This is a genomic window from Allobosea sp. 117, assembly GCF_000702305.1.
GTDB lineage: Bacteria > Pseudomonadota > Alphaproteobacteria > Rhizobiales > Xanthobacteraceae > Ancylobacter.
Map to the genome: position 1 here is coordinate 163,314 of NZ_JNLC01000018.1, position 15,509 is coordinate 178,822.

A 15,509-nucleotide genomic window follows, 5' to 3' on the forward strand; every position below is an offset into this window, starting at 1 on the left:
CATGCTGGAATGGGGAGCGACACAGGGGATCGGACCGCGGACGTCGTCCGCGGCGCGGATCGGCATCGGCGGCCCGGTCGGGTCGGGCAAGACCGCGCTGATCGAGCGGCTGATCCCGGCGCTCGACGCGCGCAACGTCGATTTCGCGGTCGTCACCAATGATCTCGTCACCAAGGAGGACGCCGAGCGGCTGCGACGCTCCGGCCTGATCGACCCCGAACGCGTGTCGGCGGTCGAGGCCGGCGCCTGCCCGCATACCGTCATTCGGGAAGACCCCACCCTCAACATGGCGGCGGGCGACGACCTGGAGAGCCGTTTCCCGGGGCTCGAGCTGGTGATCTTCGAATCCGGCGGCGACAACCTCGCCTCGACCTTCTCGCTGGACCTCGTCGACTGGTGGATGTTCGTGATCGATGTCGCCGGCGGCGACGACATCCCCCGCAAGAAGGGTCCCGGCGTCCTGAAATGCGACCTGCTGGTGGTGAACAAGGTCGATCTCGCGCCGCATGTCGGGGTCGATCTGTCCTCCATGCTCGCCGAGGCACAGGCGGCGCGGGGCGAGCGCCCCGTCGTCGCCACCAATGCCCGGTCGGGCGAAGGCGTGGACACGGTGGCCGACATGATCTGTCGCGCCGTGCTGTTTCACACATGAGGCCGGCGACCTATTCCGAAGGTATGGGCCCCTCCGCCGCCGGTCGCCGGCGGGCCGCCGAACTCGTCTTCGCGCAAGGAGGAGGACGATCCGCCCTCATCCGCCAGATCGCGCCCTACCCCTTTCACATCACGCGCCCTTTCGCGCTCGATGCCGAGCGCGCTGACCTCGCCACGCTCTATCTCCAGTCGGCATCCGGAGGGATCTATCGCGGCGACGAGCTGAGCCTGCGCATCGATGTGCGTGATGGTGCGCTCGCCCATGTCACCAGCCAGGCGGCGACCGTGGTGCACGACACCGGCGCGCGGCCCGCCAGCCAGCACACGGTCCTGCGCTTGGGACGGGAGGCCTTCACGGCGCTAACCCTCGATCCACTGATCCTGTTTCCCGGTGCGGAGCTCGACACCCGCACCGAAATCCATCTCGCCGAGGGCGCGTGCGCGATCTTCGCGGAAGGCGTGGCCTGGCACGACTATTCCGGCGAGGGGCGCCCGTTCGGCCGGCTCTCCTCGGAGACGCTGGTGTTCGACGGGGGCGATCGGACGGCCGTGATCGACCGCGCGACGATCACCGGCGCGGAGCTCGCCGGCGCCGCCTCAATTCTGGGCGCCGGGGCCGGCGCCTTCGGCTCGGCCCTGCTGCTGGGGCCGACCGAGCGCCTGCCGGAGGCGGCAGCCATCGAGGACATGCTGGATCGCACCGGCTGCCTCGGTGGCGCCTGCGCCGCGCCGAACGACATGGGGATTTCCGTCCGGATGATCGCGCCGAACGGAGGGCAGATCGTGCGCGCCGTCGAAGGTCTCTTTTCCCTCGGTGTCGAAAGGATGCTCGGCTTTGAGCCCGCTCGTCGCCGCAAATGAGCCCCGCGGGGCGCTCCGAACCCGGCTGCGCCGGCGGCGGGCTGCGGGCCGCCGCTTCGACCGGGGTGCCGTCTTCGCGGGCATTCCCGCTGCGCGCTCCGACCATGAGCGCGCATCCCGGGTTCGCGTGAGACGGGTGGGATACTGTCTATATGAAGAGCGCCATCAGTTAAATGCGTACGGATGTTAGATAATTATGGATCGATGTAGTCATTCATACCGATAATGTAGGAATGCATATGAATATATTCACGGCTTCAAAGGAATATTCTCAATATTGAGATGCACATAAATTCATCAATACGCTGATCAATATTTTGCCACACGTTTTCCGCACGAGAATATTATTATAACTGAGAAGAAATATTATTGACAGGTAAGAATGCTTCGACATAGCGTCTTGTCGTAGCGATCGGCGCTCCGAGTGCTTGGCCTGGGGCTGGCGGGTGCCCGCGCTTTCACCGTTTCCATACTTCCAAGGGGTCGCAACGATGGATTTCACGCGTAGGAAATTGCTCAAGACCGCCGGCCTCGCATCTGCAGCATTGGCGGCTCCGCATCTCTGGATCCCCGGCGAGGCCTGGGGCGCGGCGCTCAAGAAGGGCGAGCCGCTCAAGGTCGGCCTGCTGTTCTCCCTCACCGGCGCACTGGCCGTTCCGGAGGAGGATTCGACCCTCGTGCTCCAATACGCCTTCGACGAGATCAACAAGGCCGGCGGCGTCGGCGGCGTGCCGGTCGAGCCGGTGATCGTCGACGCCAAGTCGGACTTCAACGTCTATTCGGAGAAGACCAAGGAGCTGATCCTGCGCGAGAAGGTCACCGCGATCTTCGGCTGCTACACCTCGGCGAGCCGCAAGGCGATCCTGCCGACGGTCATGCAGCGCGATCACCTGCTCTATTATCCGACCTGCTACGAAGGCGCGGAGTGCACGCAGAACACGATCTGCACCGGCCCGCTCGCCAATCAGCACTCGAAGGACCTGATCCCCTTCATGGTGCAGAACTTCGGCAAGAAGGTCTTCTTCGTCGGCTCCAATTACGTCTGGCCGAAGGAGTCGAACAAGAACGCCAAGATCTGGCTGCAGCAGGCGGGCGGCGAGCTGCTCGGCGAGGAATACATCCCGCTCGGCAGCTCGGAGTTCGGCCCGGTGCTGAACAAGATCCGCGACGCCAAGCCGAACTTCATCTTCTCCACCGTGGTCGGCGCCTCCGACATCGCCTTCCACAAGCAGTTCAAGCAGGAAGGCTTCAAGGTCGACTCCATGCCGATCGCCTCGCTCACCACCGGCGAGATCGAGACGCGGGCGATGGGCGCCGAGTTCGGCGCCGGGCACTTCCTCTCCGCGCCGTATTTCCAGACGCTCGACAACCCCACGAACCAGAAGTTCGTCGAGGGCTTCCTGAAGAGCAAGTACGGCAAGAACGGCACGACCCACTACAACATGGAGGAGACCTACCTCTCCGCCTATGTGTTCAAAGCCGGCTTCGAGAAGGCGGCGGCGGCCGTCGGCTTCGAGAACGTTACGCCGCGCGCCATCCGCGACAATTCGGGCGGCATCCGCATCGAGGACAACGTCTCGCCGGAAGGCCTGGTCTGGATCGACGAGAACAACTTCAACACCTGGCTGAAGCCCAAGATCGGCCAATGCCAGGCGGACGGCACGTTCAAGGTAGTGAAGGCCGCCTCCGAGCAGGTCGCACCCGATCCCTATTCGATCTACCCCGATGCCGGCGTGTGCACCAAGGAAGGCCTCAAGGCCCCCGACGGCAAGGTCCGCAAGAGCGTCATCTGACCGCGATCAGACTGCCTCGCCGGCTCCGGCCGGCGGGGCGGCCGCCCCAAAGAAACGATCAGGCCACCAGGAGTTCAGACGCGGCGGAATCCGCGGTGGATATCGGTGGCAGCTTTCCGCGACGAAGGGTTTGCGATGGACTTCGGATCGATCCTGAACGCGCTCATACTGGGTATCAGCATCGCGAGTATCTGGCTTATCGCCGCTCTAGGGCTGACCATCATCTATGGAGCTGCCGGCGTCATCAACATGGCGCATGGCGAATTCATCATGCTGGGCGCCTACAGCTCCTACATGCTGCAATATTACGTCGGGGTCCCGTATCTCTTCTGCATTCCGATCTCCTTCGTCATCGTCGCCCTGGTCGGGCTCGTGCTCGAGCGTGGGCTGATCCAGTATCTGTACAAGCGCCCGCTCGACACGCTGCTCGCGACCTACGGCGTCTCGCTCGTGCTGATGCAGGGCGTACGGCTGATCTTCGGCTCGGACCCGAAGTATCTGGCGGTGCCGGAGATCTTCTCCTCGAACCTCTCGCTCGGCTTCGTGTCGATCTCCACTTTCCGCGTCATCGTGTTCGGCATCACCGCGCTTCTGGTGCTGGCGCTCTGGGCGCTGTTTTACAAGACGCGCTTCGGCGTGCAGGTGCGCGCGGTAATGCAGAACAAGGAGATGGCCGCCTCCTTCGGCATCAATTCCAGCCGCATCTACATGCTCACCTTCGCGCTCGGCGCGGGGCTGGCCGGCGTTGCCGGCTCGCTGTTCGGCGTGCTGAACATCGTGCTGCCGACCATGGGGTCGAGCTATGTCGTGCAGGCCTTCCTCATGGTCGTGGTAGGCGGCGGCTCGCTCGCTGGCAGCGTCGTCGCGAGCGGCGTGACGGGCGAGCTGCAGTCGGTCTTCGCCTTCTTCACCAACGACACTTTCGCGCGCTTCGTCATCTTCGTGCTGATCGTCGTCTTCCTCAGGTTCCGGCCCCAGGGCCTCTTCGCCCAGGCAGGAGCGCGTCGATGAAACGGAAGAGCAACCTGAAGATCACGCGGGACGCGGGCTGAGGCGCCATGGGAAATCTCTATCACAACAAGACGGCGCAGTGGGTGGCCTATGCGGCGTTCTTCGCCGCCCTGGCCGCCATCCCGCTGAACATCGACGACGACTTCCTGCTGAACCAGCTCGCCACCTACGGCGTCTACGGCATGCTCGCTTTGTCGATCAGCCTGTGCTGGGGATTTGGCGGCATCCTCAATCTCGGGCAGGGCATCGCCTTCGGTCTCGGCGCCTACGGCATGGCGATGACCATGCAGATGCAGACGCAGACGGAATCGAACCCGATCCCGCCCTTCATGCTGAACAACAGCCTGGATTACCTGCCCCTGCTCTGGCAGCCCTTCCAGAGCACCATGCTGGGGCTGATCCTCGCGGTGGCGGTGCCGACGCTGTTCTGCGCGATCTTCGGCGGCATCATGTTCCGCGCGCGCGTCTCGGGTCCGTTCTTCGCGATCATGACGCTCGCGATGCTGTCCGCCTTCTACACGATCATCCTCGACCGGCAGCCCTATACCGGCGGCGTCAACGGCATCACCCCGCCCTCGCCGTTCCAGTTCGCCGGCATCGAGGTCGATCCCTACAGCCCGCTCGCCTATTGGTGCGTGTTCTTCGCGCTGCTGATCGCCGCCGTGCTGGCCAAGCTGATCACCCAGAGCTGGTTCGGCCTCGTCACCCAGGCGATCCGCGACGATGCCGAGCGCGTGCGCTTCCTCGGCTACAGCGTCGCCGGCTACGAGACGATGATCTACACGGTCGCCGGCCTTATCGCGTCGGTCGCCGGCTGCCTGTGGGTGATGCTGGTGCAGTATGTGTCGCCGGCTCAGCTCGATGTCGGCTTCAGTCTCTCCATGGTCATCTGGGCGGCGATCGGCGGGCGGCTGTCGCTGATCGGCTCGATCGTCGGCGCCTTCGTCATCCAGGGCGCGCAGAGCTATCTCGGCGACACCTTCCTCTCCACCTGGCTGCTGATCCTGGGCGCCTTCTTCATCGTGATCGTGCGCTTCCTGCCGAACGGTCTTTCGAGCCTGCTCGAAGCCGCCCTCGGCCTGCTCTCGACCCGGAAGAACGGCGCCTCCCCGGAGCAGTCGAACGGCACCAAGCCGGTTCCAGCGGAGTAAAGGCCGATGCCGGGACTTCTCGAAATCCACAACCTCTCCAAGAGCTTCGACACCATCAAGGTGATCGACGACTTCAGTCTCGAAGTCGTCGAAGGCACGCTCTGCTGCCTCGTCGGCCCGAACGGGGCCGGCAAGACCACGACGATGGATCTCATCACCGGACGCATCAAGCCGACCGCCGGCAGGGTCGTCTTCGCGGGCCAGGACATCACCGGCCTCGACGAGCACGTCATCGCCCGCGCCGGGATCGGCCGGAAGTTTCAGGTGCCGGCGGTCCTGCGCGACCTGACGGTCCGGCAGAACCTTACCGTCGCCTATAGCCGGCAGACCAATCCGTTCTGGAACCTGTTCCGCTTCCGCGCGCCGGGCCTCGACCAGAAGCTCGACGAGATCGCAACGCTCGCGGGCCTCACCGACAGGCTGAACGAGCGCGCCGGCATCCTCTCCCATGGCGAGACCCAGTGGCTGGAGATCGGCATGGTGTTGATGCAGGAGCCGCGGCTCATGCTGATGGACGAACCCATCGCCGGCATGACCGAGAGCGAGATCGAGAAGACGGCCCGCATCTTCAGGGCACTCCGCCAGACCACGACCCTCATTGTGGTCGAGCACGACATGGGCTTCGTCCGCGAGATCGCCGACGTCGTCACCGTCATGCACATGGGCTCGCTGCTGGCGCGGGGCTCGATCCAGGAGATCGAGGCCAACCCGCGGGTGCGCGACGTCTATCTCGGCGAGCAGGAGGCCGCCTGACCATGCTGCTCAACTTCGACAACGTCTCCTCCTATTACGGCGCGACGCGCATCCTGCGCGACTTCTCCTTCGAGATGGAGAAGGGGCAGTGCCTGTGCGTGCTCGGGCGCAACGGTGTCGGCAAGACGACGCTGATGCGCACCATCATGGGGCTGACCGACCGCTCGACCGGCTCGATCCGCATCAATGGCGAGGCGATCGAGGGCAAGGCCCCCTATCAGCGCGCGACCTACGGCATCGGCTATGTGCCGCAGGGGCGCGGCATACTCTCGGACTTCACGGTGCGGGAGAACATCCTGCTCGGCACCTTCGCCCGCAAGGACAAGGCGCCGGAGATTCCGGAAATCTGCCTGCGCATCTTCCCCTATCTGCGCGACAACCTTGACCGGCGGGCCGGACTGCTGTCCGGCGGCCAGAAGCAGCAGCTCGCCATTGCCCGCGCGCTCGCCGTCGGGCCGCAGGTGCTGCTGCTGGACGAACCGACGGAAGGCATCCAGCCGAACATCGTCCACGAGATCGGCGAGATCCTGCAGATGCTGAACCGGGAGCTCGGCATCAGCCTCATCCTGACCGAGCAGCACATCAAGGTGGCCCGCAAGCTCGGCGACGCCTTCCTGATGGTCGACAACGGCCGCGTCGTCGCCCGCGGCGCCATCGCGGAGATGACCGACGAGCTCGTCGAAGAGCACATGACCATCTGACGAGTTTAGTTTCCTGAGCAGAAAACTTTATTCTTTAGTATTGACCGATACGGCGCGTTACTGTAGATTTTGAATCGTAAAAAATCTTGGTGACGCATCGTCGTTACTGAGCATGATCGGCCTTTAACTGCTGGCCGACTGATGTGTTGCGCTCCGGGGCAGGGGCGCTCTTCCAAAAAGCGAGGTCGTCATGATCCCTATTCCAAAGAAGGGAACGCCTGAGCGCGAGGCGCTCATCCGTGAGCATCGGGAATGCGTCGACTCCATGAAGGGCGTCGCCGGCTTCTCGGTCCTGAAATGCGAGACGCCCGGCGACACCACGGTCGTCACCGGCGGCGTGCACGAGAATCCGGTGCTCCGCCGTGTCCTGCTGCGCATGCGCGGCGAGTCGCCCAAGGGCAAGCTCGTCGTCATCTGCACCAAGGTCGACGCCGAGTGGCGCATCGGCCGCCTGTCGGGCATCCGCGGCGTGCCGCCGGAATTCGTCAACGACAAGGTCTACACCGACGAGCAGGAGATCCAGCACGACATCTTCCTGATGCGGCTCGACGAGCTGCCGGAGACGGCGGGCATGCCGGAGCACTTCAGAGAGGGGTGGAAGCGCAGGGACGACAACTGGCCGGTGACCTGACGCCCGCTTCCCCTCCGGGGCCGGACAGTCGGTCCGGCTCCGCCTTTTCCCGATCGATTGAAAGCGCGCCTTCGAGCGAGGGCGCGAACGGCGGCTGCTTGCCTCGCGCAAGTCTCAAGGACTGGAGAATGCCATGTGCGCCATGCGGTTGACTGGCTACGCTGACAAATTCAGCGTCCACCCCGGCGACAAGATCAAGTTCTACGTCAATTGCGACGGCCCGGCCGAGTTCAAGGCCGAGGTCGTGCACATGATCAACGGCGACACCAACCCGCGCGGGCCGGGCTTCATCGAGAAGTTCATCGCGGCGGATTGCAACGGCACCTATAAGGGGCGCAAGCAGATCATCCACGGCGGCTCCTACGGCTATGTCGTGGATGCGCCGCAGTTCCATGTCGACAGCTTCACTCTGCAGTGCTGGATCTGGCCGACCACGCCGAAGACCCATCCGCGCTACTGGAAGCACGGGGCGCAGGGCCTCGTGACCAAGTGGTCGCAGGGCAAGGGCTATGGTCTCTTCATCAACGAGGAGGGCTTCGTCGAGCTGCGCATCAACGAGCATAGGATCACGACGGGTGCGCCGATCCGCGATCACGCCTGGCACTTCATCGCCGCGAGCTTCGACGCCACCACCGGCGAGGTCGTGCTCTATCACGAGCCGCAGATCGTCTATGCCCTCGACCCGGTGATCGAGCCGGTCAAGACCACCGTCGCGGCGAAGATCGAGCATAGCGCCGCCCCGGTCGCCCTCGCCGCCTATGTCGAGAAGATGGACGACAGCCCGCTCGCCAAGTCGGCGCGTCCGGCCGGTGTCTGGTTCACCGGCAAATACAACGGCAAGATCGACAGCCCGCGCATCTGCAACAAGGCGCTGTCGCGCTTCGAGATCGAGCAGATGAAGGCAGGCGCCCAACCGGGCCTCACCGAGCGCCGCAACTCCGGCCCGACCGGCGCGCTGTCCGAAGCCATCGTCGCCGCCTGGGACTTCTGGGACGGCATCGACACCATCGTCGCCAAGGACAACGGCCCCTACCGCTTCGACGCACAGCTCGTGAACTGCCCGACCCGCGCCATGACCGGCCACAACTGGGCCGGCGAGAATTTCGACTGGAAGTTCGCCAAGAAGGAATACGGCGCGATCCACTTCCACGACGACGACGTGGACGACGCCCGCTGGGAGGTCGATGTCGAGTGGACGGTGCCGGCGGAGGGGCTCAAGAGCCGCTTCTACGCCCTCAAGCTCACCACCTCGGAAGGCGACGAGGACTACGTCCCGTTCTGGATCGTGCCGCGCGTCGGCAAGGAACAGTCCAAGATCGCGGTGATGGTCCCGACCATCAGCTACATGGCCTATGCCAACGAGCATGTGGCCTGCAACGCCGGCGGCGCGGAGCTGTTCGTCTACCGCGTGCCGATCATGCAGCAGCAGAACATGTTCCTGGCCGAGCACCGCGAATATGGCGGCTCGATCTACGACACGCACACCGACGGCTCGGGCATCTGCCTGTCGTCGCGGCTGCGCCCGATCCTGTCGATCCGGCCGAAATACGATCACTTCCTCGCCCAGGCACCGTGGCAGTACCCGGCCGACCTCCACCTCATCTACTGGCTGGAGACGATGGGCTACGAGTACGACGTGGTCACCGACGAGGACGTCACCTATGACGGCCTCGCGCGGCTGGAGAACTACAACGTCGTCATCACCGGCTCGCATCCCGAGCACAATTCGGGCCCGCAGCTCGATGCCCTGCACAACTACACGCAGCGCGGCGGGCGCCTGATGTATATGGGCGCCGACGCCTGGTACTGGGTGCATTCCTATCACCCGGCCTATGACGGCCTCGGGCGCGGCGTCGTCACCGAGATGCGGCGCTGCGAGTCCGGCATCCGCACCTGGCGCGCCGATCCGGGCGAGTACTACCATCAGGGCACGGGCGAGCTCGGCGGCATGTGGCGCTATCGCGGGCGCTACCTCCACTCGGTCGCCGGCGTTGGCATGTCGTCCGAGGGCTTCGACATATCGAGCTATTTCAGCCGCACGCCGGAGAGCCTCGATCCGCGCGTCTCCTGGGCGTTCGACGGCATCACCTATGACGAGCCGCTCGGCAATTTCGGCCTCGTCGGCGGCGGCGCCGCCGGCCTCGAGCTCGATATCGTCGACACCATGCTCGGCTCGCCGCCCCACACCCTGGCGGTCGCCACCTCGGCCGGCCGGCACACCGAGGCCTATCTCCTCGTCATGGAGGATTTCGGCTTCAACCAGCAGGGCCTCGACGGCACGGTGCATCCCCGCGTGCGCGCCGACATCGCCTATCACGAGACGCCGAACGGCGGCGCGGCCTTCTCCTTCTCGTCCATCGCCTTCTGCGGCTCGCTGCCGTGGAACAACTGCCAGAACAACATCTCCACGCTGGTGAAAAACGTTCTGGACCGGTTCTCGACGGACGGGCCGCTGCCGCCTCCGCCCGCCGACGCCATCAAGTATCGCGGACGTGCGGACTACGAGGCCCCGGTCGCCGCCGGTCGCTGACCGGATATCGACCATTGCCCCGCGCCGCACGCGCGGCGCGGGGCAGGACCGTGCAGGTGCAGGAGGGTCGAACATGCTCAACCGGCCGGACCTCGGCTATGTCGACGAAGGCAAGGACCTCGCGAGCCCGGACTTCTACGCGGCGGCTGTCGGCGAGATCGGCCAGGCGCGCGTGCTGCCGCCGGAAGCCTATCGTTCGCTCGTCTTCTCCAATCTGGAGGACGAGGCGGTCTGGACGCGGGACTGGATTTGCATCGGCTCTCGGGGGGCACTACCCGAGGTCGGTGACCTGCTGCCGTTCACCGTGGGCACGCACGGCATCCATGTCCAGCGCACGCCGCAGGGTCTCAGGGGCCGGTTCAACAAGGCGCAGCACGGCGGCTGCCGGATGGTGCCCCTTCAGTGCCAGACCGGAACGAAGACGCGCTGTTCCTTCACCTCCTGCGGCTATAGCCGCGACCGGCCGGCCATTCCGGCGGGCGCGCTCGGCGACGGCACCCCGGAGATGCACCAGTATCTCGGCCTGAGGCCCGAGCGGCTGCTCGGCGTCCATGTCCGCAACTGGGGGCCGCTGATCTTCGTCAATCTCGACATGTTTCCGGCAGCGCCGGAGGCGAGCCTAGCGGCGCTCGATCACGCCGCGGGCTTTTTCGGCGAAGGCCATGGCGCCTGCTCGGACGAACGCTGGCTCGAATTCGCGGCGAACTGGAAGCTGGTCGCCCAGAGCCTGACGGCGGGCACGCCGGTCGACGAGGACGAGACCGGCGTCTGGCAACTTTCCGAGATCTCGCTGCAAGGCGGCGCGACCGCCCGCGCGGCGCTCGTCTTCCCCAATCTCGTTCTGATGGCCGCTGCCGGCGAAACCTGCGCGATCATTCTCCAGCCCACCGCGCTCGGCCAGACGCTTTGCCGCGTCCGTGTCCATGGCAATCCCGACGCCGAGGAGCTGGAACGCTGGTGCGGCGAGGTCCGCGCGCGGGCGGAACGGGCCGTCGCCGATCACGCCAATTTCTCCCGCTGGGGGGCGAGCCACCGTCCCGAGACGGTGGGTCTCGCGCCGCCGCTTCAGACCGTGCCGCAGGGCCTGTGGCTCCAGCGGCAGCTCGTCGCGCGGGTCGCCCGCGTGCCGAGCGAAGCGATCGAGCAGCCCATCTACCAGAATCCGAGGAACTGATAGCCGTGCTGTCCCTTCGAATGGAACCGGATCACGCCTCCCCGCTCGCCGGGGCGGTCCATGCCTACAATGCCGGGGATTTCACGACGGCGTTCGCTCTGTTCTCCGAGCAGGCCGAGCAGGGAGATGCCGAGGCCGCGACCTGGCTCGGCGCGCTTTACGCGCATGGCGAGGGCGTCGAGGCCTCGCTTTCCAAGGCGTTCGCCCATTATCTGGTCGGCGCCGAAGCCGGAAACCCGATGGCGCAGACCAATGTTGGCGCCATGCTGGTCATGGGCAACGGCGTCGCGCGCGATGTCGCGACGGGCGCGGCGTGGCTCGCCCGTGCCGCGGAGCAAGGCGATCTCTACGCCCAGTACAATCTGGCCACGCTCTATTCCAGGGGCGAGGGCATCGCGCGCGACGACGAGGCGGCGGCGAAATGGTATCGCCGCGCCGCCGAGGCCGGCCATTACCCCTCGCAGGCGCGGCTCGGCTATCTCTGCGCCAACGGCATCGGCGTCGAGAAGGACTTCGTCCAGGCCTATCTCTGGCTCTCGCTTGCCGCCCAGCACGGCATCGGCGCGGCGCTCGCGGCGCTGGAGGCGATCGTCACCCAGATGTCGGCCGCGGAGAAGAACCGGGCGGCGGCCGAGGTCGACAAATGGCGCGCCCGCACGCGCGACGTCTCGCGCCACGCGCGCCTCATGCCGCTTCCGGGGTGATGGCGATGATCCTCAGCGTCCAGCAGATCAAGTACGAGCTGCTCCTGTACATCAAGGAGTTCGGAGGGCGTGCCGCGGACTGGAAGGTTGGCGTGGCCGACGACGCGCCGCGGGCCCTGTTCCAGGAGAACGCCGTCGACGAGAAGGTCGACATCTGGTGCTGGAAGCCGGCGCTGACGCCGGCGGCGGCGCGCACCGTCTACCGCTACATGACCGAGCAGTTCCATGTGCCGCCCGCCGAGCGCAGCGGCGAGGGGCGCTGCGTGTTCCTGTTCCGCAAGGGAGCCGTTTGAATGCGGGCCGGACCCGCGGCTTCCATGCCGCCCTCCGCAGCCGGGGCGCCCATCGACCCGGCGCGGCTCGCGGCGATGATGGAAGCCGTCTCGGTCTTCGGGGGCGGTGAAGGCGGCGCCATGATGCGCCTCGCGCTCTCGCCCGAGGACAAGGCAGCCCGCGGCTGGCTGGCCGGCTGGTTTCGGGATAACGGCTTTGCGCCGGCCGTCGACGCGATCGGCAACCAGTTCGGCAGGCTGGAGCTCGCCGGACCAGGCGCGCCGGTCGTCATGGTGGGATCGCATCTCGACAGCCAGCCCAATGGCGGGCGCTTCGACGGCGCGCTCGGCGTGGTCTGCGCCTGCGAGGCGGTGCTGGCCGTCCGCACGGAGATGCAGCGGCGCGGCGTGGCGCCGGCCTGCAATTTCGTGATCGTCAACTGGACCAACGAGGAAGGCGCCCGCTTCCAGCCGAGCCTGCTGGGCTCCAGCGTCTTCACCGGCGCCGCCGAGCTCGACTGGGCGCTCGGGCGCCGCGACGGGGACGGCGTGAGCGTGGCGCAGGCGCTGGATGCCATAGGCTATGCCGGTGTCGACACGGTCGCGGTGCCCGACGCCTTTCTCGAACTCCACATCGAGGGAGGGCCGGTGCTCGAGCGCGCCGGACGGCCTCTCGGGGCCTTCGCCCGCTTCTGGGGCGCCTCCAAATACCGTCTGGCCTTCATCGGCCGACAGGCCCACACCGGTCCGACCCCGATGGCCGAGCGCAAGGACGCGCTGCTCGCCGGGGCCTATGTCATCGCCGGCCTGAAGGATCTGGCGGGCGAGTACGGGCTCGAGCTGCACACCTCGGTCGGGCGGCTCGAAGTGTTCCCGAATTCGCCCAACACCGTGCCGGGCGAAGCGCTGCTGTTCATCGAGCTGCGCTCCGCCTCGCCGGAAATCCTAGCAAAGGCGGAAGAGCGGCTGGAGGTGATGATCAGCGCGGCGGCGGCCAGGGCGGATGTCGCCTTCGAGGTGCGTGCGATCGATCGGCGCGCGGCCGGCCGCATGGATGCGGGCCTGCTCGCTCTGGCGGAGAAAGCCGCCAGCGCGCATGGCGTACCGGTGATCGCGCTCGATACCGTGAGCGGCCACGATGCGGTGAGCCTCTCGGCGGTCTGTCCCGCCCTGATACTGGCGGTGCCGAGCGTCGGCGGCGTCATCCACCATCCGACCGAGCTGACCGCGCCGGAACATCAGGCATTCGGAGCGCAGATTCTCGCCGACATGCTTCTGGCGCTGGCGACGCAGGGTCTCTCGGCCATCCGGCACGGTGGGGAAAGTCGATGAACAAGCCGCAGACGCTCTCGGACCCGCAGGAGTTGCTGGCGAGGGCCGCGCTGGCCAAGGCGCCGATACTCGCCGGACGCGATACCGAGCTCGCCCCCGGCGTGCCGGGCGTGGCCTCGCCCTCCTATCACGGCGTCGAATCCTCGACCTATCAGGTCGTGGTGGAGGGGGCGCCCACCGGCTTCCTGAAGGTCGCCGTCGCCGAAATCCGTCATCTGGTGGATGTCACCGCCGCGGCGGAGGCCGCCCGGTGGGCATCCTCGCTCGGGCTCGCCCCCAAGCCACTCTTCGTCGCCGGGGACGAGGGAGCCATCCTGTTCGAGCATCTCGGCGAGGGATGGCGTGTCGCCCGCATCGACGACCTTCGCCGGCCGGACATCATGGCGGGCGTGATCGTCGCGCATCGGAGCATCGCGGATGGACCGCCGCTGGGCCGGGACTGGAACGTGTTCGACGGCATCGGCGAATTGTGGGCGGCCTTCGACCCCGCCGATCCCGGTCTTCCTCCCGATGGCTGGTGGCTCAAGCAGAACGTCGATGCCATCGGCGAGGCCATCGCCGCGGCCGGCAGCGACCTGAAACCGGCGCATGCCGACCCGCATGCCTCCAATCTGATGATCGGTCCCGGCGGGGCATTGCGGCTCGTCGATTTCGACATGGCCGCCAATGTGGACCCCTATTATCAGCTCGGCGCCCTGATGAACGAGGCCTACCAGTTCGACACCGAAATGCGGGCTGCGCTCGAGATGTTCGACGGCGCCGTGCGCGAGAGCGCCTTCCAGCGCTGCCGGGCCTATGCGGCGGCGGACGATCTCTACTGGGCGCTGCGCAGCCTCCTGCTCGACCGGCTGCATCCGCGCCGGGGCCTCGAATTCCGCAAATACGCCAGTTGGCGGTTCCTGCGGTGCCGCATGTTGGTCGGCCGCCCCGGCTTCGAGGAAGCCCTGCGATCGCTGTGAAGGAAGCGTGCTCATGAACCGGCTCGGCATGGCGAGTACCGAGGCTGAACGCGACATCGAAGCCGCGATAGCGGCTGTGCGACCCTGGCACGGCCGGCAGATCGGCTATCGCCCGGTGCTCGGCGGCATCTCCAACACCAACTGGCGCGTGGAGGTGGAGGGTTATGGCGTCTACTTCGTGAAGATCCCCGGCCGCGGCACCGAGATGTTCATCGACCGCAACGTCGCGGCCGCCGCCGGCCGTCAGGCCGAGATGCTGGGCATCGGCCCGTGCACCTTCGACCATCTGGCCGACCGGGGCATCGAGATTACCGAATTCCTCGACGATTGCCGTCCCTCCACCAATCGCGATTTCGCCGATTCAGGCGTGCGGGCCGAGGTGGTGCGCGTCTATCGCCTCCTCCACGAGGCGCCGCTGCTGCCGCTGACGAAGACGGTGTTCGACATGATCGACGAGCACAAACGGCAGGTCGCGGAGCTGGGCGGCGCCGTGCCGGCGGACTTCACCTGGCTCGACCGGCAATACGCCATGGCGCGCTCCGCGATGGAGGCCGCCGGTCTCGATCTGGTGCCGTCCTTCAACGACCCGATGCCGGGCAACTTCCTGATGCGCGGTGATGGCTCCATCCTGCTCATCGATTTCGAATATGCGTCGAACAATGACCGGATGTACGACCTCGCCATCTGGAGCGGCGAGATGTTCTTCTCCGAGCCGGTCGAGCGGGAGCTGATCGAGATTTATTACGGCCGCTGCACGGAGCAGCTCTACGCCCGCCTTGCCGTCCACAAGGCGCTTGCCGACATCAAGTGGTCGACATGGGCGATGGTGCAGAACCGGGTGTCGGCCCTGGATTTCGATTTCTACAAATACGGCATCTGGAAATACATGCGGGCGCGCTCGATCATCCAGGACACTCGCTGGCCGGCCTTCCTGAAGGCGCTGTGAGCCGGCGGCTAGTCGGAACGGCGCGTCTCCGCCCGCAGCG

Annotated in this window: 15 protein-coding genes; all 15 read left to right on the plus strand. The window is 66.2% G+C overall.

The genetic code is table 11. The features are described from left to right. Position 1 precedes the first annotated feature (1 nt). Entirely contained in the window at positions 2-652 is a 651-nt protein-coding gene (gene ureG / locus U742_RS0120805; RefSeq protein ID WP_029356594.1) for an urease accessory protein UreG, read from the plus strand. A 23-nt stretch (positions 653-675) separates the two neighbouring features. After that, entirely contained in the window at positions 676-1,512 is an 837-nt protein-coding gene (locus U742_RS0120810) for an urease accessory protein UreD (RefSeq protein WP_248310449.1), read from the plus strand. A 491-nt stretch (positions 1,513-2,003) separates the two neighbouring features. Further along, entirely contained in the window at positions 2,004-3,305 is a 1,302-nt protein-coding gene (locus tag U742_RS0120815; protein ID WP_029356598.1) for a transporter substrate-binding domain-containing protein, read from the plus strand. Between the two features lie 135 nt (positions 3,306-3,440). After that, a complete protein-coding gene (gene urtB, locus U742_RS0120820) occupies positions 3,441-4,316 on the plus strand; it encodes an urea ABC transporter permease subunit UrtB (RefSeq protein ID WP_029356600.1) in 876 nt (291 codons plus the stop codon). 47 nt (positions 4,317-4,363) lie between these two features. Next, entirely contained in the window at positions 4,364-5,467 is a 1,104-nt protein-coding gene (gene urtC, locus U742_RS0120825) for an urea ABC transporter permease subunit UrtC (RefSeq protein WP_029356602.1), read from the plus strand. Positions 5,468-5,473: 6 nt separating this feature from the next. Beyond that, positions 5,474-6,220 carry an urea ABC transporter ATP-binding protein UrtD gene (urtD, locus tag U742_RS0120830; protein ID WP_029356604.1) on the plus strand — a complete coding sequence of 249 codons (747 nt, stop codon included), beginning with the start codon at positions 5,474-5,476 and terminating at the stop codon, positions 6,218-6,220. Between the two features lie 2 nt (positions 6,221-6,222). Beyond that, entirely contained in the window at positions 6,223-6,921 is a 699-nt protein-coding gene (gene urtE, locus U742_RS0120835; RefSeq protein ID WP_029356605.1) for an urea ABC transporter ATP-binding subunit UrtE, read from the plus strand. A 190-nt stretch (positions 6,922-7,111) separates the two neighbouring features. After that, a complete protein-coding gene (locus U742_RS0120840; protein WP_029356606.1) occupies positions 7,112-7,552 on the plus strand; it encodes a hypothetical protein in 441 nt (146 codons plus the stop codon). 133 nt (positions 7,553-7,685) lie between these two features. Continuing rightward, positions 7,686-10,082: a N,N-dimethylformamidase beta subunit family domain-containing protein gene (locus U742_RS0120845; RefSeq protein ID WP_029356607.1), complete on the plus strand. Its 2,397-nt coding sequence runs from the start codon at positions 7,686-7,688 to the stop codon at positions 10,080-10,082. 73 nt (positions 10,083-10,155) lie between these two features. Further along, complete coding sequence (locus U742_RS0120850) at positions 10,156-11,256, plus strand: Rieske (2Fe-2S) protein (protein ID WP_029356608.1); 1,101 nt, start codon at positions 10,156-10,158, stop codon at positions 11,254-11,256. A gap of 5 nt (positions 11,257-11,261) precedes the next feature. Beyond that, positions 11,262-11,960 (plus strand): tetratricopeptide repeat protein, encoded by a 699-nt coding sequence (locus U742_RS0120855; protein ID WP_197028304.1) that lies wholly within the window; start codon positions 11,262-11,264, stop codon positions 11,958-11,960. A 5-nt stretch (positions 11,961-11,965) separates the two neighbouring features. Beyond that, positions 11,966-12,253, plus strand: coding sequence for a hypothetical protein (locus U742_RS0120860; RefSeq protein WP_029356611.1), 288 nt, complete (start codon positions 11,966-11,968; stop codon positions 12,251-12,253). Positions 12,254-12,277: 24 nt separating this feature from the next. Beyond that, positions 12,278-13,564 carry a Zn-dependent hydrolase gene (locus U742_RS0120865; protein WP_029356613.1) on the plus strand — a complete coding sequence of 429 codons (1,287 nt, stop codon included), beginning with the start codon at positions 12,278-12,280 and terminating at the stop codon, positions 13,562-13,564. Next, positions 13,561-14,523 (plus strand): phosphotransferase family protein, encoded by a 963-nt coding sequence (locus tag U742_RS0120870; protein WP_029356614.1) that lies wholly within the window; start codon positions 13,561-13,563, stop codon positions 14,521-14,523. The genes U742_RS0120865 and U742_RS0120870 overlap by 4 nt, the downstream gene beginning before the upstream one ends. A gap of 13 nt (positions 14,524-14,536) precedes the next feature. Continuing rightward, complete coding sequence (locus U742_RS0120875) at positions 14,537-15,469, plus strand: choline/ethanolamine kinase family protein (protein WP_029356616.1); 933 nt, start codon at positions 14,537-14,539, stop codon at positions 15,467-15,469. Positions 15,470-15,509 lie beyond the last annotated feature (40 nt).